16 protein-coding genes and 1 pseudogene are annotated in these 18159 nt (G+C 58.0%); 9 read left to right on the top strand and 8 right to left on the bottom strand.

The window, feature by feature from the left end:
• Nucleotides 1-59 precede the first annotated feature (59 nt).
• Nucleotides 60-1076, bottom strand: coding sequence for an HTH-type transcriptional regulator GntR (gntR, locus tag AC54XV_RS17145; protein WP_024661113.1), 1017 nt, complete (start codon nucleotides 1074-1076; stop codon nucleotides 60-62).
• Nucleotides 1077-1359: 283 nt separating this feature from the next.
• Here gntR and AC54XV_RS17150 point away from each other — a divergent pair, with 283 nt between their 5' ends.
• The 3 genes from AC54XV_RS17150 to csrA all read left to right on the top strand — a co-directional run bounded on the left by AC54XV_RS17150 (nucleotide 1360) and on the right by csrA (nucleotide 4155).
• A complete protein-coding gene (locus AC54XV_RS17150; protein ID WP_024638672.1) occupies nucleotides 1360-1848 on the top strand; it encodes a gluconokinase in 489 nt (162 codons plus the stop codon).
• 241 nt (nucleotides 1849-2089) lie between these two features.
• Nucleotides 2090-3442, top strand: a complete 1353-nt coding sequence (locus AC54XV_RS17155; protein ID WP_003315860.1) for a GntP family permease — start codon at nucleotides 2090-2092, stop codon at nucleotides 3440-3442.
• A gap of 524 nt (nucleotides 3443-3966) precedes the next feature.
• A complete protein-coding gene (gene csrA, locus AC54XV_RS17160; RefSeq protein WP_002554157.1) occupies nucleotides 3967-4155 on the top strand; it encodes a carbon storage regulator CsrA in 189 nt (62 codons plus the stop codon).
• A gap of 117 nt (nucleotides 4156-4272) precedes the next feature.
• Here csrA and AC54XV_RS17165 read toward each other — a convergent pair whose 3' ends face one another.
• The 3 genes from AC54XV_RS17165 to AC54XV_RS17175 all read right to left on the bottom strand — a co-directional run bounded on the left by AC54XV_RS17165 (nucleotide 4273) and on the right by AC54XV_RS17175 (nucleotide 7552).
• Nucleotides 4273-5673 (bottom strand): pyridine nucleotide-disulfide oxidoreductase, encoded by a 1401-nt coding sequence (locus AC54XV_RS17165; protein WP_496717112.1) that lies wholly within the window; start codon nucleotides 5671-5673, stop codon nucleotides 4273-4275.
• A 716-nt stretch (nucleotides 5674-6389) separates the two neighbouring features.
• A complete protein-coding gene (locus AC54XV_RS17170; RefSeq protein ID WP_003403781.1) occupies nucleotides 6390-6650 on the bottom strand; it encodes a DUF1652 domain-containing protein in 261 nt (86 codons plus the stop codon).
• Nucleotides 6651-7054: 404 nt separating this feature from the next.
• A complete protein-coding gene (locus AC54XV_RS17175) occupies nucleotides 7055-7552 on the bottom strand; it encodes a GNAT family N-acetyltransferase (protein ID WP_003403782.1) in 498 nt (165 codons plus the stop codon).
• Nucleotides 7553-7917: 365 nt separating this feature from the next.
• Between AC54XV_RS17175 and AC54XV_RS17180 the strand changes: the two genes are divergently transcribed.
• The 3 genes from AC54XV_RS17180 (at nucleotide 7918) to AC54XV_RS17190 (ending at nucleotide 11587) form a co-directional block, all read left to right on the top strand.
• Nucleotides 7918-8862: an alpha/beta hydrolase gene (locus AC54XV_RS17180; protein WP_104684400.1), complete on the top strand. Its 945-nt coding sequence runs from the start codon at nucleotides 7918-7920 to the stop codon at nucleotides 8860-8862.
• A gap of 54 nt (nucleotides 8863-8916) precedes the next feature.
• Complete coding sequence (locus tag AC54XV_RS17185; RefSeq protein ID WP_024642324.1) at nucleotides 8917-9357, top strand: GNAT family acetyltransferase; 441 nt, start codon at nucleotides 8917-8919, stop codon at nucleotides 9355-9357.
• 109 nt (nucleotides 9358-9466) lie between these two features.
• A complete protein-coding gene (locus AC54XV_RS17190) occupies nucleotides 9467-11587 on the top strand; it encodes a TonB-dependent siderophore receptor (RefSeq protein WP_496717113.1) in 2121 nt (706 codons plus the stop codon).
• Between the two features lie 58 nt (nucleotides 11588-11645).
• On the opposite strand, the gene AC54XV_RS17195 is transcribed toward AC54XV_RS17190, so the two are convergent.
• Complete coding sequence (locus AC54XV_RS17195) at nucleotides 11646-12167, bottom strand: DUF3237 domain-containing protein (protein ID WP_024651395.1); 522 nt, start codon at nucleotides 12165-12167, stop codon at nucleotides 11646-11648.
• Between the two features lie 184 nt (nucleotides 12168-12351).
• Here AC54XV_RS17195 and AC54XV_RS17200 point away from each other — a divergent pair, with 184 nt between their 5' ends.
• The 3 genes from AC54XV_RS17200 to AC54XV_RS17210 all read left to right on the top strand — a co-directional run bounded on the left by AC54XV_RS17200 (nucleotide 12352) and on the right by AC54XV_RS17210 (nucleotide 15299).
• Nucleotides 12352-12969 (top strand): TetR/AcrR family transcriptional regulator, encoded by a 618-nt coding sequence (locus tag AC54XV_RS17200; RefSeq protein ID WP_024651396.1) that lies wholly within the window; start codon nucleotides 12352-12354, stop codon nucleotides 12967-12969.
• Between the two features lie 131 nt (nucleotides 12970-13100).
• Nucleotides 13101-14729 (top strand): methyl-accepting chemotaxis protein, encoded by a 1629-nt coding sequence (locus AC54XV_RS17205; RefSeq protein ID WP_024651397.1) that lies wholly within the window; start codon nucleotides 13101-13103, stop codon nucleotides 14727-14729.
• Nucleotides 14730-14870: 141 nt separating this feature from the next.
• A complete protein-coding gene (locus tag AC54XV_RS17210) occupies nucleotides 14871-15299 on the top strand; it encodes a nuclear transport factor 2 family protein (protein WP_032607810.1) in 429 nt (142 codons plus the stop codon).
• 28 nt (nucleotides 15300-15327) lie between these two features.
• Here the strand turns inward: AC54XV_RS17210 and AC54XV_RS17215 are convergent, their stop codons facing one another.
• From AC54XV_RS17215 to AC54XV_RS17225, 3 genes and pseudogenes are all read right to left on the bottom strand, one after another.
• Complete coding sequence (locus tag AC54XV_RS17215; protein WP_011268378.1) at nucleotides 15328-16209, bottom strand: CAP domain-containing protein; 882 nt, start codon at nucleotides 16207-16209, stop codon at nucleotides 15328-15330.
• Nucleotides 16210-16347: 138 nt separating this feature from the next.
• On the bottom strand, nucleotides 16348-17211 hold the full coding sequence (locus tag AC54XV_RS17220) for a methyl-accepting chemotaxis protein (protein WP_404944258.1): 864 nt from the start codon (nucleotides 17209-17211) through the stop codon (nucleotides 16348-16350).
• Nucleotides 17206-18060, bottom strand: a pseudogene (locus tag AC54XV_RS17225) (MCP four helix bundle domain-containing protein); the annotation flags it as partial. The gene AC54XV_RS17220 and the pseudogene AC54XV_RS17225, both read right to left, overlap by 6 nt.
• Nucleotides 18061-18159 lie beyond the last annotated feature (99 nt).

Genomic DNA, 18159 nt, shown 5'->3' on the forward strand with positions numbered 1-18159 from the left:
TTACCATTGGTCAGCGCAATGAACCGGGGAAGCTCGCCAGGGTTAGCCGGGGAAAAGACTCAAGAGCTTTCCCGCACCACCAGCTCAAACCCGAGATCCACCTGCGGATGCTGGGAGACCCCGTCAAGCAGGCCCAGCAATACCTGAGCCGCACGCTGCCCGACTGCTTCCCTGGGCGTGCGTATCGAGGTCAGGCGCGGCACCATGTGCGCGGACCCCGGCAGGTCGTTGAAACCCACCAGAGAGACCCGTTCGGGAATCGCGACGCCCAGGCGCAAGGCCTCAAGTGCAGCGCCCTGCGCCAGGTCGTCGTTACAGAAGAACACCCCGTCGACATCCGGATGCTGGTCAAGCAGACGCGCGAACAACTCCCCGCCCAGACCGATCGAGGAGGCCTGGCGGGTCGAGACCTGCAGCGCCGGGTCGAACAGCCCCGCGCTTTCCAGCACTCGACGGAACCCTTCGCCACGTTGCAGTACCCGAGGGTCGAGCTGGGCGGCCATGTACGCCAGCCGACGGCGGCCACGCCCGAGCAGGTGATGCGCGGCTTCAGCGCCGGCCTGTTGTTGCGAGAATCCGACGCAATAAGCGCCCAGGCGGGTGTCGAGTTCCATCATGTGCACGCAGGGTATACCACTGGTTTCAAGCATCTGGCGGGACGCTGCCGTGTGGTCGAAACCGGTCAGCAGAATACCGCGCGGGCGATTGACCAGATGGTTGCGCAGCAGCTTCTCTTCCTCTTCGGGCGAGTAATGGTAGTTGCCGATCAGCACGTCCAGGCCACGCACGCGCAACACGTCCTGAATGGCTTCCAGCGTCTCGATGAACAGCTGGTTGGAAAGCGATGGCACCAGCACCACGACGGTCTGACTGCAGGAAGAAGCCAGCGCCCTGGCTGCCGGGTTGGCTACATAACCCATGCTCTGCGCCGCAGCGCGGACCTTTTCGACGAGTTCAGGCGCTACGGTGCTGATCCCGCGCAACGCACGCGAAGCGGTGATCGGAGAGACGCCAGCCAGCTTCGCCACCTCATTGAGCGTGGGCCGGCCGGTCGAGCGGGAACCAATGCGTATCATGCGTTGCCAACTAACATAGGGGTTGCCAAATGTGTCGAATGCCCCATAAGGTAGCGCTGTCTCATGGAACGTGACAATGCTTTATCGCTGGTTTCACAGGGGTTGCCCGGTTCGGGTCCCGCGGAGAACAGCCTCCCATGCTTATTGATGAGCCCAAAACAACGACAAATAACTGGAACAGCCCGGGCTGAGACTCATGTCCACCCGCAAGAAGACAGCGCTGTCTCCAGATGAGGTGCCTACTGTGACAACTGCGAATACTGCTATTTCCGCCCTTGTGGTGATGGGTGTGTCTGGCTGCGGCAAGAGCGCCGTGGGTGCCGAGATCGCGCTGAACAGCGGCGGCCGCCTGATCGAAGGCGATGCGTTCCATCCACCGGCCAACATCGAAAAGATGAGCGCCGGAACCCCCCTCAACGACGAAGACCGTGCCGGCTGGCTGACCCGCCTGGGCGAAGAGATGGCTGCCGCCCTCGCCAAGGGTGAACACCCGGTCCTGACCTGCTCCTCGCTCAAGCTCATCTATCGCCAGCGCCTGCGTGATGCGGTGCCTGGCCTGGGTTTTGTATTTCTGGAACTCAGCAAGGAACTCGCCGCCGAACGTTGCTCGCACCGGCCTGGGCACTTCATGCCCGCCAGCCTGGTGGACAGCCAGTTCGCGACCCTCGAACCGCCTTATGGCGAACCGCTGACATTGATCGTGGACGCCTCCCAGCCTATCGATGTCATCGGCAAACAAGCCGCAGCATGGTGGAAAGGCTCTCACGCCTGACACAGGCATGAGTGCAAAAGACAGCGCTGTCTTGCGCACACACGATTGAAGTCGGCGCTGTTAGGCTTTGTACGAAAAGTCGGCGAGCGAAGGTCAGGCAAGGCAAAAACAGGCGAGGAAGCGGAGTCTACGTGTTGTAAATGAGCATTCCGAGCCTGTTTTTAACGCAGCATCACCGAGCGCAGCCACTTTACGTACAGAGCCTAACAGTTCCTTAAAACAATAAACCGGAGAGACACCCATGTTCGGTATGACCCATGAGACGTTCCTGCTCGTCGATGCGTTGGTGACCATCGTCGGCCTGGTGCTGCTGATCACCACCTTCAAGGTACACCCTTTCGTCGCGTTGACCCTGGCGGCAGGCTTTCTTGGCCTGACCTCGGGAATGCCGGTCGAAAAAGTCATGAAATCCTTCCAGGACGGCTTCGGCGGCGTGCTGGGCTTCGTTGGTATCATCCTCGGCCTGGGCACCATGCTCGGCAAGCTGATGGCTGACTCGGGCGGCGCGGACCAGATTGCGCAAACGCTGATACGCACCTTCGGCAAACAGAAAGTGCACTGGGCAATGATGTTCTCTGCCTTTCTGGTGGGCATCCCGCTGTTCTTCGAGATCGGTTTTGTCCTGCTGATCCCGCTGGTGTTCATCGTCGCGCGGCGCACCGGCGTGCCCATCGTCAAGATCGGCATTCCGCTGCTGGCAGGCCTGTCGGCCGTACACGGTCTGGTTCCTCCGCATCCAGGTCCGTTGCTGGCCATCGGCATCTTCGGGGCTGACATCGGCAAAACCATTTTCTACGGACTGATCGTTGCGCTGCCGACGGCCATCATCGCTGGCCCGATCTTCGGTAACTGGATTTCCAAAAGCATCCCCGGCACACCGTCCAAGGAACTGATGGATCAGATCGCCAAGGAGTCGAGCACTGAAAACCTGCCAGGCTTCGGCATCACGCTGGTGACCATCCTGCTGCCCGTCTTCCTGATGCTGCTCAAGACCTTTGCCGACGTGGTGTTGCCGGAAAACAACATGTTCCGCATCTGGATGGACCTGATCGGTCACCCGATCACCGCCCTGCTTGCCGCGCTGTTGCTGGCGTTCTACACCTTTGGTGCCGCGCGTGGTTTCGACCGCAGCAAGATCATGAAGCTGCTGGACCAGAGTCTGGCCCCGGTGGCGGCAATCGTGCTGATTGTCGGCGCAGGCGGTGGCTTCAAGCAGATGCTGGTTGCCAGCGGCGTGGGTGACGTCATAGGGCACATGGCTGTGCAGGCACAGATCAACCCGATCATGCTGGCCTGGCTGGTAGCGGCGGTCATCCGCATCGCAACCGGTTCGGCGACGGTGGCAACCATTACCGGTGCCGGCATCGTAGCGCCGGTGGTCGGCCTGATTCCAGGCGTCAATCGCGAGCTGCTGGTGCTGGCAACCGGCGCCGGCTCGTTGATTCTGTCGCACGTCAATGACGCCGGGTTCTGGCTGGTGAAGCAGTACTTCAACATGACCGTTGCCGAGACCTTCAAGACATGGACGGTGATGGAGACCATCCTCTCGGTCGTCGGCCTGATCTTCATCATGCTGTTGTCAATGGCGGTGTAAACCCCGGCCAGGCCTTCGCGGGAGCTGAAGCCCGCGAAGGCCTGGCCCCGCCTCACACCTGTGCATCACCCCACTCCAGTCCCCCCGCAATACCCCGCATCAGCGTGGACACGAAGGTGATCCGCAGTCCCTTCCTACACACTCGCTCACCACTTTCATTTGAATTTTCAGAAAGCACGGGCAATCTGGTGCAGTCATGCCTACGCTTGTACTCATATCGAAATGGCTTGAGCAGCGCCGTCGACCGAGAGGATGACGACCTGAAACGGTGCAGCGGTTCACGTTACTTTTTATATGACGCCAGTAAATACGGGCATTTTCACGTCGAAACGGGCAGAATTGGCGCACTCGTCGTATCCGGGATGCAAATCTCGATGACAAGAAAATGAACCGAGGGAATTTAATTCACCTGTGCGACGTCATAAGACGGATGCATTTGGATGCACTCGGCAACAATCACCACGCAAAGGCAAACGCCAGCCTCTTGAGAGAGGCGTTTTCAAGAGGCCATCAAGGAAAAGATTATGTTGATACTCACTCGCAAAGTAGGCGAAAGCATAAACATCGGTGACGAGATCACCGTCACGATTCTTGGCGTTCAAGGGCTTCAAGTCCGCCTGGGCATCAATGCACCCAAAAATGTTTCAGTGCATCGTGAAGAAATCTACAAACGTATCCAGGCAGAACTGGCTCCCAACCAGGACCCACAATAATTCTCGCACTCCCCCTTATTCAATGCTGATTTGCCGTTTATTGGCAGACCGGCCATACGGCGTCCCTGGGACGCCGTTTTTTATGGCCGCCATTCTGCGCTTCTCTGCTGCACCCGCTTAACCGGCTTGAAGGCCTAACACCGCCTGCATGAATCCGTCCGAAATGAACGTCTCGGCAGCTACAGGCTGATGAGCGAGTCTGCGCGTGACCGCCTCCAGTACCGCTCGGCTGGCATCATGATGAAACTGCCAGACGCCGTATATCCGGCCGTCGAAGGCGGGTTCGCTGCCTAATCGCGGGTCGACGCCCAGCCCGGCGCCCAGGCCGAAAAGATGCAGCCCCCTCATTCGACGACCGTGCTGATCGACTGGACAGCCGCCAGCGTCCGAGTCGAGACCACCCTTGGCCTCGCGCAGGCTGACGGGGTTGCCATCGGCATCCCACAGTCTCGGCAACACGGGCTGATAGCCAGAGCACTGCACGATTACAGTCGAGTCGGCCAGGGCCAGTCGGGCCTGCTCATGTTCATCGGAGCGTCCGCCCAGTGTCTGCAACATCTGCACGCGCACGCCGGTTTTGCCTACGCGGCCGCTTTGCAGCGCCTCGCGTCCGATCTCCAGCGCACGGTAACGTAAACCTGCGGAACGGTTGACCCGACCTGAAACCGGGCAGACATCATACTGCGAGTCGAATGCGTAACCGGCCGCCTGTGCCAGCTCGGCACTTTCGTAAAACAGCCTGATACTGCTGCGATGAACCAGTGTCAGTTCCTGCAGGCCGGCAAACTCCAGTGCATCCGCCAGATTCTCCAGCGTCGAGAACGCGCTGTGAGATCCCCCGACGATGGTTATGCGCCCGTCACCGGCCAGCGCCGGGGCAAACACTTCGCGCAACTGCACCGCGTTCATGCGCAGCAAGCGGTCGGCGCTCTGGATAGTGCAGTGCTCCGGCAGCGCCAGGCCTTGTCGGGCAAGATCATCGATCAAGTGTTGTGGATCCTGTCGCCCGCCCAGGTTGAGTACCAGCGCCTGGCAGCGCACGCGTCTTTTGCCATGCACACTGTCAACGCGCAGACAGAACCCGTCGCCCTCGCAAATGACTTCATCAAGGCGGGTGCCGGACCATACTTCTACGCCATAACGTTGCACGATGTGGTCCAGCACCAGCCTGGCTGCCTCGGCCATGAGCACGCCCACATCCGACAGTTGCGGCGCGCTCTGTGCCTGCGCCTTGATGCGCCAGTAGGCTGCCGAGTATTCGAGGGTCTCGAACACCTCGCGCAATGCAGGATCGCGAAGGCAATCGATGAATACATCGCCTACCGAGTTGGCAGTGATCCGGTAGTCTCCCAGCGCACCCGCCCCGGGCCGGTCACTTGCATCAATGACAATCAGTCCTTTCGCAGCAAGCCCGGGCATCGCGCCGCTCTTCAGGGCGTTGAACAAAAAACCCATGCCTGCCAGCCCGGCACCGCCCACCACACAACCGCAGGCTGTTTCCATACAGTTATCAAACATAATGATGCTCCATCGTCATTTTCATACGTTGGTGCAGTCCAGAAGTTCTGGATGATCGAATACCTGGCTGATAAGGCGAACCAGCGTCCATGCACGATTCGAGGCGAAACACACGCAGCAGAATACACACACGCTCATTCACGGCGCTGAGGAGACGCCATGGTTAGAAAAGGTGGTCTTCACAAAAAATTACAATACTGCAGGTACAGTTTGAAGTTTCAGACCTGCCAGAAGGGATGCGTCATGCTACCGCCCTTTTTAAGACAGCGCTTTTATCAACCTGCAAAGAGTGACAATGCGTTACAAAATAAGTCGGCAACTGAATAGTTGCAAAGAAACGCGGGAGTGTCAAACGGGCTGCCGGAGGCCGCCATCGCTCAGTGTCGCTGTATAACCTGATGATTTGAATGACCTTGCATCTTTTAATCCTTGAAGGCCACTTCAAAAAGATAGTGTTCGATGACATTAACGCGCTCAATGCGTTCAACTTATTTTTTATCGTCTGCGCTAAAAACAGCATGCTTTCGACGCTGTTAATTTGACGAGCTCAAAGCGGTTGTGCGCCACCAGAAGTTTCGCGGTCATGAAGACCAGACGTGCCCCGTTCCGGGCGCTGAATGAGGCCGCCACAGCGCCCATAAAAATGACAAGGCCCCGATCAGCGATGATCAGGGCCCTGTAACGTGATGCCGCGGCATCAGCGGGGTGCAGCCGTATCAGGCAGCGCTGTAGTACGCTTTCGCTACTCGAGTCGTCACCGGCTCTTCACGCAGCTCGGCCACCAGCGCAGAGATGTCCCGAACCGTATTGATACGGCTGAGCGGCAGGCTCTTCTGACGCTGGGTGCGCCCCGATACCGGGTCGCTTATCTGCACATTCATCTGCTCGTTGGCAATCGTACAGGTGCAACGCAACGGCAGAAACGCACGTTCCACAATGCTCCTGAGTTCTAACTCGGACAGTCCACTCGCGATCATTTCTTTATCTCCTTATGTGTGTAAGCATGTCCCGGCAGTGACAAAATTTTGATAATTTTTATTGTTGATGACTTTTTAAAAACGGCACGCGCCAGCCCGCCAATTATCTGTCGCCACTTACGTGATGCTTAAACCCGTTATACACGGTGCCCTGCACTTCAGGCAACTTCCATAACTGAATATCCCGCGCCCTTTTAACGCTGTTTCTTATTGAGGGCATCCACAGAAAAAACGATTCACCGTCATGATCTTCAACAAAATGGCACCCGGCGTGAATCACAGCGGATAAAAGGCGCGCGAAGCAAGAGAATAAAGACTGACGAACGGTCAACGCCTGGAACGCAAGCGGCTCGACACGGCACGCACGCCCTGTTGAAAAGGGTCGCGCGTGCCCACTTGAAAACTTACTCTTGTGTATGTTCCAGGTCCTTGCCGGACAGCCGCAGATGAATCAGCGCAACACGCTCGCCGCGCTTATCGCGCTTTTCTTCAATGTGGAACGGACGAAACCCCATCCGCGGATAAAACAGCAAGCCTGGCACGTTGTGGTTGAAGCACGACGCGATCATTTCGCTCGCTTCGTGCTTGTCGAACGCGATCCCCATCATGGTGGTGATCATGAAGCGCCCTACCCCTCTGGACCGGGCCTTCGGTGCGATGATGACGTTGCCCAGCGAACAGCGGCCGCGAAAGGTGCAGTGAGAGAAATTGGCAAAGCCTACCACCTCACCGTCCATTTCGATGACGGTCGAGTCATGACGCGTTTGAAGCGCTTCACTGAGTTGTGAGGCAGTCAACGGGTACGTTGCCCTGGGGAACATGTAGAACAGCTCATCGGCATTCTGCGGCAGCTCGCAGATGAGAGGGACGTCTTTTTCTTCCAGGGGACGGTGAGTGAACATAGGCGGTAACCTCTTGAAGAAATTGAAGAAAGCGCGGGTATACAGCAAGCAGATTGGTGCAGCGGGCGACGGAAGGTGACAAAAACACAGCGCCCTTGCTGACACAGCATAATCCGCAGCTATCGAAAAGGGCTACCTCAATAGCAAAACGTGCTAATGAGCAGCGCTGTTGACCCCGCCTTTGAGCCACCTCGCGCAAGGTGTTGAAGCGATGGGTTTTACTCGAACATCGCGTTCCCGTTCAGCCTGTCAGTAGTTACGGCGCAAGTACGCAATATCCTGTAACCCGGTATTCGTCGGCTGGTCTTGCATCCTGAATGCAGATTCTGCATTTATTTCACTTTGTTGACCGGACTATTCCTTTTATGTCGATTTCGCCGCTGGCCCGCTTCAAAGCCCGTCCGCTCAGATGGGTTTGCATGATAGCCATCATTCTTGGCCTGCCCGTCGGCTGTGCAGTGCTTGAACACAAGGAGCGCGAACTGGTGTTTCGCATCGAGCCCGGTACCGCCAGCTGGTACAGCGGTCTGCCGGCAGATGTGCAGGAAATCGAACTCAGTACACCGGCATTCGGTAACTCGCAGAATATCCACGCCTGGTGGTGGCCCGCTGCAGACAAGAACGCCCCGGCGGTGTTGTACCTGCATGGATCACGATGGAACCTCACCGGCCAGCTGTTCCGTATCCAGCAACTCAAGGCACAGGGCTACTCGATACTGGCGATCGATTACCGGGGTTTCGGGCAAAGCATGGGCCAACTGCCGTCGGAAAGGTCTGTATATGAAGACGCACGCATCGCCTGGGAACGCCTGAAGCAATTGCAACCCGACCCGCAGCGCAGGCTGATTTATGGACACTCTCTGGGCGGTGCGGTGGCAGTGGATCTGGCTGCCGAGCTGGGCGAAGACGCTGAAAATTACAATTCACCCATTCAGGCCCGCGGGCTGATCATCGAATCCACGTTCACCAACCTCGCCGATGTGGCCACCGCGCTTGCCAACACATCGTTGCCGGTGCGTTGGCTGCTGTCGCAGAAGTTCGACTCGCTGGACAAGATTGCAGACATCCATATGCCGGTGCTGATCGTGCACGGCACCGAGGATCGCTATGTACCGGCACGCTTCAGCGAACAGTTGTTTGCAGCCGCGCGGGAGCCGAAGAAACTGTTATTGGTGCCTGGCGGTACGCATAACAACAGCATGCAGCTCGGACAGCCCGCTTACAGCCGGGCCATTCGTGCCCTGTTCGATAAACCGGCATCACTGCCTCAGGTGACAAAACAGGGCAAGGACTCAAAGAACGCCGGTTAGACAGCGCCGGGTGCGTGGCAGTAGTCTTCGGATTCATGGCCTAAGGACCCCGCAATGAACTGTATTGTCGAGTATTCAGACCCGCATCACCGCCTCGCGGTCATCCAGTTGTGGAAGACCGTCTTCAATGACGACATGCCGCACAATCGCCCAGACCTGTCGATCGACAAGAAACTGGCTGTCGACGACCATTTGTTCTTCGTTGCTCTCGCGGATGACGAGGTGGTCGGCACACTCCTTGCCGGCTATGACGGGCATCGCGGCTGGCTGTATTCGGTCGCCGTCGATCCGCAACAGCGCGGCAACGGCCTGGGCACCCGGCTGGTCAGGCACGCAGAAAAGTCGCTTGCGGATCTCGGCTGCGTGAAGATCAACCTGCAGATCCATACCTTCAATGAAAGCGTGCAGGCCTTCTATAAAACCCTGGGCTATACGCCTGAGCTCATTATCAGCATGGGCAAGCGGATCGATGCCAACGTAACGGCTCAGTCCTGAGCTGTCTGCCGAGGCGACCGAAACCATCGGGCGCCTCAATCATTTATTTACATGAGAATTAATATCAAATTACAATTATTGCTATTAACGTCCTAGCAGAGCATCTCCCTTGAGCACTTCCTTCCAATGCCCTCGCCGTCCCGGCTCTTTTCTGCTGTCCGCGCTTTCTCTGGCGATGTTCTCCGGCGGCGCAGTGCATGCTGCCGAAACCGCAACGCTGCCCGCTACGCAGGTGTCGGCAACCGCGACCGAAGCGCAGGAAGGCTACAGCGCCAAAAGCGCCAGCACTGCGAGCAAGAGTGACGTACCGCTCAAGGAAGAAGCGCAGTCGGTCAACGTGGTGACACCGCAAACCATCGCCGACTACAACGTGCGCTCGCTGGACGATGCCATGAAGTTTGTCAGTGGTGTCAGCCAGGGCAATACCCTTGGCAATACCAAGGACTCGCTGGTCAAGCGCGGCTTTGGCACCAACGATGATGGCTCGGTGCTGCGTGACGGCGTGCGCTCGGTGGTGTCGAAAAATTTCGGTGCCACTACCGAACGCGTTGAAGTGCTCAAAGGCCCGGCCTCGCTGCTGTACGGGGCGATGGAGCCGGGTGGCGTGATCAATGTGATCAGCAAACAGCCGCAATACGTGCAAAGCACCACGCTCAGTGGCTCGGCGTACAGCGAAGGCGGCGGCAGCTTCGGCATCGACACCACCGGCCCGCTGGGTGACTCGGGGCTGGCCTACCGCCTGGTGGCCGAGCGTCAGAGCGAGGACTACTGGCGTAACTATGGCGTTGACCAGCACACGCTGGTCGCGCCGTCGCTGTCCTGGACCGGGGAGCGCGCCAGCCTGACGCTGGCTTACGAGTACAACGATTACGTCAGCCCGTTCGATCGTGGCACGGTGTTCACCGGCGGTCATCCGGCCGATATCAGCTACGACAAGCGCCTGGACGAAAAATGGGCAAATACGGTCGGCATCAGCGAAACCGCTACCGCACGCTTCGAGTACCAGCTCAGCGATGACTGGAAAACCCGCCTGACCTACGGCTGGAACAACGACCGCTACAGCCTCTCGATTGCCCAGCCGAGCACGCTGTCCAGCAGCGGCGTGCTGCGACGCCAGGCCAATGGCGGCCATTACGATTATGAAACGCGTTATGCCAGCTGGGACTTCATCGGCAAGCAGGAGGTGTTTGGCCAGCAACATGATCTGCTGATCGGTGCCGAGCAGGAGGATTCCGACAAGTACCGCGGCAAGACTTACCGCAATGGCGTACAGGGTGGCTTCAATATCTTTTCGCCCAGCTACGGCAGCCTGGCGGAGCCCAGTGTCGTCAGTGCGACCACCAGCAACCTGAGCAATCAACTGACCTCATCGTCAATCTACCTCAAGGACAACTGGCATCTTGATGACCGCTGGATTCTGGTCCTGGGCGGCCGTTATCAGCATTATGACCAGTACATCGCCCAAGGGCTCGGCGCCAGCCGCAACACTAATCTGAACAAAAATGACGATATATTCCTGCCGATGGCGGGTCTGGTATTCAAGGTTAATGAAGACCTGTCGCTGTACGGCAACTACAGCCGCTCTTTCGTCCCCAATGATGACGTCAACGATGACGGCACCACCTTCGACCCGGAAGAAGGCCGCAGCTACGAAGTCGGCGCCAAATATGCGCTGGCACCGGAACTCGACTTCAACCTGGCGGTGTTCGACATCGAGAAGAAAAACGTCGTTACTCCTACCGGCGTGACCGGTGTCAGCGAAGCCGCAGGCAAGGTAGGTTCACAAGGCATCGAGCTGGACGTGACCGGTCGAATTGCCGAGCGCTGGGACATGATCGGCACTTACGCCTACACCCACACCGAAGTGCTGGATGATCCAAGCAACAAGGGCAATCGTCTTAGCCAGGCCCCCAAGCACACGGCCAGCCTGTACCTCACCCACCATCTGCAAGTCCCTTCCGGTCTGGGCGACTGGCACGCAGGTGGCGGCGCACGCTATGTCGGCGAACGCGCTGGCGACGATGCCAACAGCTTCTATATGAGCAGCTATACCGTGGCCGATGCGTTTCTGCGCTGGGACGTGCCCATGGCCGGTTACAAAACACGCCTGCAGTTGAACGTGGATAACCTGTTCGACAAGCAGTACTACCCGTCCAGTACCGGCAGCCAGTTGCAAGTCAATGTGGGTGAACCACGCACCGCACGCCTGAGCGCCAGCGTCACGTTCTAAGAGGTTGCCACGAAGCAGGCCTGCGCGGGCTTGCTCCGTGGGCAATCAAACGGATGAATCAGAACTTCATTCGGTAAAAACTGATCAGCGCTTCATTGCCATACAGGTATTCGAACCTGCCGATGAATGCGCTCTTCTCCAGCCACTCGTTAGGGCCCAGAGCGACCTGAAAGCGTGGTGTGCAGGTGCACTGATAATGGCCTTCGCTGATTGGCCATACTCCGTTTTTCAGTTCGTGCTGCCCCGTTTCGTCAAAGAGCAGAGCCCCCCTGCTTTCAACGTTGATCATTTCGCCCAACTGGGTGACCAGCGTGAAACGGGTTTCGAGAAAGGCAAGCTCGGATGACAACTCAACCAGCGTATTGCTGCCGCCGGAGAGTACCGAGCCGCTGAAGTTTTCGCCGTAAAACTCCCCGCCCACTACATTGCTGTTGCTACGCAGTCCGTCGCTGCATATCCCCATGAGCACAGGAGCGTCGGTCTTCAGAATCACGGTCAGCACTTTTTCCAGATGAGGAGCGGCTACCGTATTACCACGAAAAGCGCGTTTGACGGATTTGTTGAAGTCGATAATGGTCATAGAACTGTTCACTCCATCTTTGAATGGATTCGGGCAACGAATGGCCGGGTGCAGTCCATCGGCATTTATCTACGCCTGCTTTTCCAGTAAGCTCCACGGAGTCGACTGAAATCGTACCGAACGGTTCAGTTCCAGTCTAGGGAATTTTGTACACGATCTGCTCACTGGAGAATTGAGGATATGAATGAAGGTCCGTACTGAAGCTCGCCGCGAAGCCATCATTGATGCCGCAGCAAGTGTCTTCCTCGAAATGGGCTACGAGCGTGCCTCGATGAATGAAGTCACCAAACGAATGGGTGGCTCCAAGGCAACGATCTATAGTTACTTTCCCTCCAAGGAAGAACTGTTCATCGCTGTGGTCAACAGGCTTGCAACTGCCCATCTGGCCGACGCGGTTTCAGAGCTGGCGATCCAGGATGACAAACCGATCGATTTGCGGGCCCTGTTCACGCGCTTCGGGGAACGCATGCTGATGGTGCTTATCAATGATGACAAGGCATTGGCCGTGTATCGCATGGTAGTGGCCGAGTCCGGGCACTCGGACATCGGCATGATGTTCTACGAATCCGGCCCCAGCCAGTGCCTGCAGACAGTCACCTCACTGATGACTCTGGCGATGCGAAAAGGCCAGTTGCGTGAAACCGATCCGCACATCGCCGCGTTGCAGCTGACCTCGCTGTTGACTGCCGAGACCGACATTCGCCTTTACCAACAGGCGCCCATGCCGCTGAGCATCGAAGAAATTCGCGCCATGGTCGAACGCGCAGTGGATACCTTCATGTTGGGTATGGAGAAACGCTGAGTCCGCATAACAGAACCAAGCGGTATTGATAAGAACCGATATTGCAACCCTTCTGACACACCTTGTTACTCTTTTGCAGCCAAGTTAATTCGAATGAGGGCGATAGCTGATTACCCCTTCGGAGAAACACTATGATCCTGCGAAAACTCAACCTGGCCGCCCGTTCGACGCTCTGTTTCGGCGTGTTTTGCCTGATGATCATTGCCTTGGGCTTGCTTGCCCTGCGTCAGGCGGCCGAGCTCAATGCGGCGGAAAAATTCATCGAGACCAATGTGCTTCCGAGCGTGAAACAGCTCGCATCGATCGATCGGGAGTTTGTCAGTATCCGCGGCAACAACGCCCGTGTGCGCAATCCGATTGAGCCGCAGGATCGAAAGACCAAGGCGCTCAGCGATATCCAGCAGTCGCGCTCGCTGATCGCCGGCTATTTTGACACGCTCGGCAAATTGATCGTGACTCCGCAAGGGCGCCAGGCCTTCGACGAATTGTCCCAGGCACAGGCCGGGTATCAGGTGGCACAGGATCGCTACCTCGCCTCGGTAGCCGCCGGCAATCTGGAAGCTGCAGTGGCAACTTCCAATGGTGAAATGAGAAGCGCGGCCGATCAGGTTGAAGCCGGGCTGAAAAAACTCATCGGCGTCAACGACGTCAAAGCCGAGAAAGCCGGCGCTGCCGCTAACGCTGCCTATCAGCAGACGCTGTGGATGGTGGGCATTTTCATCACCGTGGGCGTCATCACCACGCTGCTCCTCGCCTGGATGTACACCCGCAGTCTGACTGGCCCGATTGGCGATTCGTTGAGTATCGCGCAACGCATTGCCACCAATGATCTGAGCAAGGACATCCCGCAACATGGCACTGACGAGGCGGCGAAACTGATTGCCGCACTCGCCACCATGCAGGCCAACCTGCGCAATGCCCTGATCCTGATCGGCGACTCTTCTACCCAGCTGGCTGCGACTTCCGAGGAAATGCATGCCGTCACCGAAGACGCCTCGCGCACCATTCTGCGCCAGACCAACGAGATCGAAATGGCAGCCACCGCCGTCAACGAGATGAGCGCGGCAGTAGAGGAAGTGGCCAGTAACGCCGCATCGGCATCGGAGGTGACCTCGCAATCCAGTACTGCAGCCATGGCTGGGCGCGCGCAGGTCGATGAGACCGTCACGGCGATCAACCTGATGGTCTCCAAGGTGCAGATCACCTCCACTGAGGTACAAGGCCTGGCCGTCATGGCGACGGATATCAGTAAGGTGCTGGATGTGATCCGTGCCATCGCGGAACAGACCAACCTGCTGGCACTCAACGCAGCCATCGAAGCGGCTCGTGCCGGTGAAGCCGGGCGGGGTTTTGCGGTGGTGGCGGACGAGGTCCGGGCGCTGGCGCATCGCACCCAGCAATCGACCCGTGAAATCGAACAGATGGTCGACTCGATCCAGACCGGCACCGGCAATGCTGTCAGCGCAATGGAGCAGACCAGCGTTCAGGCCCACAAGACGCTGGAGATGGCCAATGGCGCCGGCAAGGCGCTGCTGGAAATCACCGAATCCATCAGCCAGATCAATGAACGCAACCTGATGATCGCCACCGCTGCCGAAGAACAGGCTCAGGTCGCTCGAGAAGTCGACAGAAGCCTGGTCAGCATTCGTGATCTGTCCAGCCAGACATCCGAGGGCTCCAATCAGACGGCCATCGCCACTGCCGAACTGTCGACCCTGGCTTCAAGCCTGAACCGTCTCACCAAGCAATTCCGCGTTTAAGCCCCTCTGCCGGGAAGCTCGCTTCCCGGCATCTCCCCTTGTCGAATGGCCTTCCCTGATCTAAGTTGTACGACGACAGATGAATTCTGTCATCTGCGCCGGTTTCGCTCACCTTCAATAATCACAAGAAAAGGGATGAACATGAAAAAGCTGACACTGCTGATGGGGTTTCTGTGCCTGTTCACCGGTTACGTCGCGGCCTCGCCTTCCGACGAGACCGATGTCGCCAATGCCGTAGACAAACTGACACAAGCCATGTGGCACAAGGACATAGCGCAACTCGATGCGCTGACCGCCGACAACCTCACGTATGGTCACTCCAGCGGTACTATTCAGGACAAGAAGGCATTCATTGCGGACATCGAAACCGGCAAGAGCGCCTTCAATGACCTGAAGATGCTCAATCAAAAGATCACCCTGTCCGGCGACGTGGCACTGGTGCGCAATCACTTTTCGGCTCAGGCGGTGAACAGCGGCAAGCTTGTGCCGACTGAAATCGAGAACTTCCAAATCTGGCAAAAGCAGAACGGCCAATGGTTGCTGATCGGCCGTCAGGCATTCCGCTTCTGATTCCAGGTTACCAGCGCAGCGCCAGACGCTACTGCTGCGTGCCGAACATTGCCGTCCAGTAAATTCCTGCGTCACTTTTGGGGTCCATTGCGTAGGCTGCGCCCAGCTCGCGGAAATCCGGATTCATCAGGTTGGCGCAGTGGCCCGGGCTCAGCAGCCAGCCATCCACCACCTTGCGCGCACTGTCCTGGCCGGCGGCAATGTTCTCGCCCACCTGCTGACCCACATACCCGGCCAGTTCGGCGCGGTCGCCAGGCGTGCGACCGTCGCGATCCTTGTGGTCAAAAAAGTTTTGATTGGCCATCGCCTGGGAATGGCGTTGCGCAGCGGTCCCCAGCACCAGGTTCCAGGCCAGCGGCGTGGCAGCGGCGAAGGATTGCGTGCCGCACTGGCGTGCCTGAGTGCGGGCGTTGTTGATCATTTCCAGAATCTTTTGCCCCTCTGCCTGCCAGTCGCCAAGACGCGACGCGACCAGCGAACGCGCCAGCACGATACGCCAGTCTCGCCCTTCGCGGCTGACCCCGATGTCGACGAATTGCGGGTCCAGCACCACACGGCAGAAACTCTCCAGCACCGCCTTGAGTGCAGCGTCGGCATTGTTCGGACCGGACAGGCTTATCGCCTGCACAGTGACCATCGGATAGGAAGCACGGGTCAGCGCCTGTTGCAGGTCCAGATTGCCACTGGCCGGCAGCACCAGACGCGCGTCGCTGGTCAGCGGCGGCAGTTCCATGGACACCTGCTCGCCGCAGCGCTGCGTCTGGCCGCGATAGGCATTGAGGGATTCGATCAATTGCGTTTCGTCACCGGCCAGCGCAGCACTGGAAAAAACGCCAGAGCACAACACGGCCAGAAAGGCTAATGACACTCGCGGGAGCGACAGACGCAGAAGGTAATGAATGACAGGCATGAAAAGTCTCTCTCGGGCTGAGTCCGCCTATGATGCGCGAAATGACCCGGTCGGGCGCAACGCCTTTTTTATGCCTGACCGGAATTTAACAACCGATCGAGCCCAGACGTGCGCCAGACAATGCCTCGTGAGAACGACTTACAGCTTGAAGTTGGCAACCAGTGAGTTGAACGAGGTGGCCAGTCGCGACAGTTCCTGACTGGACGCGCTGGTCTGGTTGGCACCGGCAGCGCTCTGGGTCGACAGGTCCTGAATATTGATCAGGTTGCGGTCCACCTCGCGAGCTACCTGGGCCTGCTCTTCCGAAGCGGAGGCAATGACCAGATTGCGCTCGTTGATGGTGGCTACACCCAGGGTGATTTTCTCCAGCGCCGCGCCCGCACGCAGGGCCAGTTCCTGCGTGTTGGTGGCCAGCGACAGGCTCTTGCCCATCGCCGCAACCGCGCCGTCGGCACCTGACTGCACGGTGCTGATCATGCCTTCGATTTCCACTGTCGATGCCTGGGTACGGTGCGCCAGGGCCCGAACCTCGTCAGCCACCACCGCAAAACCACGGCCCTGCTCGCCAGCACGTGCAGCTTCAATGGCGGCGTTCAAGGCCAGCAGGTTGGTCTGCTCGGCGATACTGCGAATCACGTCAAGCACCTTGCTGATTTCCCGCACATGCCCGGCCAGCTCGGAGACAGCGCCAGTGGATGCGGTGATCTCGTGGACCATGGTGGTGATGCCCTTGACCGTGTGATCGACCTGACCACGGCCATCAACCGCATCGTCTGTAGCGGACTTCGACGCTTCAGACGTGGACACCGCATTGCGCGCCACTTCTTCCACCGCGGCAGTCATCTGATTGACGGCTGTTGCCGCCTGCTGGATTTCGTCGTTCTGGCGAGTCAGCCCGCGGGTGCTTTCATCGGTGACGGCGCTCAGCTCTTCGGCAGCGGAAGCCAGCTGGTCCGAGGCACTGGCAATCTGTTGAATGGTGTTTTTCAGACCGCCCTGCATATCGGACAGCGCGTTCAACAGTTGTCCGGCCTCATCGCCACTGGTAGAAACAATAGGCTGAGTCAGGTCACCGCCCGCAATGCGCTGAGCACTGGCGACTGCAACAGCCAAAGGACGGGTGATCATGCGGGTAATCAGCACGCCCAGCATGATCGCCACCAGAAACGCGATCACCACGCCAATCTCCAGCATCAATACCGAACTGGCCTTCAGGTCGGCAGCAGCGGCTGCGCCTTCCTTGATCTGACGATTGTTGGAGTCGATCATGACGCGCATGTAACTGCGCACCTTGGTAAAGCTTTCCGAGGACAGGCTGTTCAACTGGGTCCGGGCAGCCTCGTAATTACCCGCCTTCATCAGGTCGACAACCTGTTGAGAGCCGGAAATGTAAGCGGGCAGCATCAGTTCCAGCTGGTCACCGGCGGCGCGCTCGTCATCTTCCAGAGGCGTGGCGCGGTAGATCGCGAACACTTTTTGCGCACGGGCCAGGTCATCACTCAACGCCTGACGAACTCGATCCTTGTCCGTTTCGGAGACACCGCCATCCTGCGCATCCAGCAAACGGTACAACCCGCGGTTGTGAGCGGTGAAGCTGGTCAGCGCTTCATTGGTGTTGCTGACCGATACAAGGTTGTTGGAGAAGGTCAGCTCAAGGGCGTTGGCCAGGCGGGTCACGCCCACCATTCCCAGAGCGCCGACGGCCAGCGTAATCAATGCACAAATGATGAAAGCAGAGAGCAGCTTGGTGGAAAACTTGGACTGACGCAGGACGTTCATGGGGCTTACCTGTTGCTGAATGAGGAGTGGTGTCAGTGCCGGAATGAGTTGATCAAACAGCGATGATGTCATAATGACTTCACCTCATTTGGATCGTTCCACGGCCTCCTCGCTTTTTGATAAAAAGAGCTTTGACAAGTCGCACGTGTGCAACTAATGCCCTCTATCGGT

The organism is Pseudomonas fragariae (ex Marin et al. 2024) (genome assembly GCF_059621105.1).

Excerpts from the sequence above, each read along its gene's own strand:
- AC54XV_RS17205 (WP_024651397.1), top strand. The coding sequence starts at position 13,101 with ATGATCCTGCGAAAACTCAACCTGGCCGCCCGTTCGACGCTCTGTTTC.
- AC54XV_RS17210 (WP_032607810.1), top strand. The coding sequence starts at position 14,871 with ATGAAAAAGCTGACACTGCTGATGGGGTTTCTGTGCCTGTTCACCGGT.
- AC54XV_RS17200 (WP_024651396.1), top strand. The coding sequence starts at position 12,352 with ATGAAGGTCCGTACTGAAGCTCGCCGCGAAGCCATCATTGATGCCGCA.
- AC54XV_RS17180 (WP_104684400.1), top strand. The coding sequence starts at position 7,918 with ATGTCGATTTCGCCGCTGGCCCGCTTCAAAGCCCGTCCGCTCAGATGG.
- csrA (WP_002554157.1), top strand. The coding sequence starts at position 3,967 with ATGTTGATACTCACTCGCAAAGTAGGCGAAAGCATAAACATCGGTGAC.
- AC54XV_RS17165 (WP_496717112.1), bottom strand. The coding sequence starts at position 5,673 with ATGTTTGATAACTGTATGGAAACAGCCTGCGGTTGTGTGGTGGGCGGT.
- AC54XV_RS17195 (WP_024651395.1), bottom strand. The coding sequence starts at position 12,167 with ATGACCATTATCGACTTCAACAAATCCGTCAAACGCGCTTTTCGTGGT.
- AC54XV_RS17175 (WP_003403782.1), bottom strand. The coding sequence starts at position 7,552 with ATGTTCACTCACCGTCCCCTGGAAGAAAAAGACGTCCCTCTCATCTGC.
- gntR (WP_024661113.1), bottom strand. The coding sequence starts at position 1,076 with ATGATACGCATTGGTTCCCGCTCGACCGGCCGGCCCACGCTCAATGAG.
- AC54XV_RS17215 (WP_011268378.1), bottom strand. The coding sequence starts at position 16,209 with ATGCCTGTCATTCATTACCTTCTGCGTCTGTCGCTCCCGCGAGTGTCA.
- AC54XV_RS17150 (WP_024638672.1), top strand. The coding sequence starts at position 1,360 with ATGGGTGTGTCTGGCTGCGGCAAGAGCGCCGTGGGTGCCGAGATCGCG.
- AC54XV_RS17170 (WP_003403781.1), bottom strand. The coding sequence starts at position 6,650 with ATGATCGCGAGTGGACTGTCCGAGTTAGAACTCAGGAGCATTGTGGAA.
- AC54XV_RS17155 (WP_003315860.1), top strand. The coding sequence starts at position 2,090 with ATGTTCGGTATGACCCATGAGACGTTCCTGCTCGTCGATGCGTTGGTG.
- AC54XV_RS17220 (WP_404944258.1), bottom strand. The coding sequence starts at position 17,211 with ATGCAGGGCGGTCTGAAAAACACCATTCAACAGATTGCCAGTGCCTCG.
- AC54XV_RS17185 (WP_024642324.1), top strand. The coding sequence starts at position 8,917 with ATGAACTGTATTGTCGAGTATTCAGACCCGCATCACCGCCTCGCGGTC.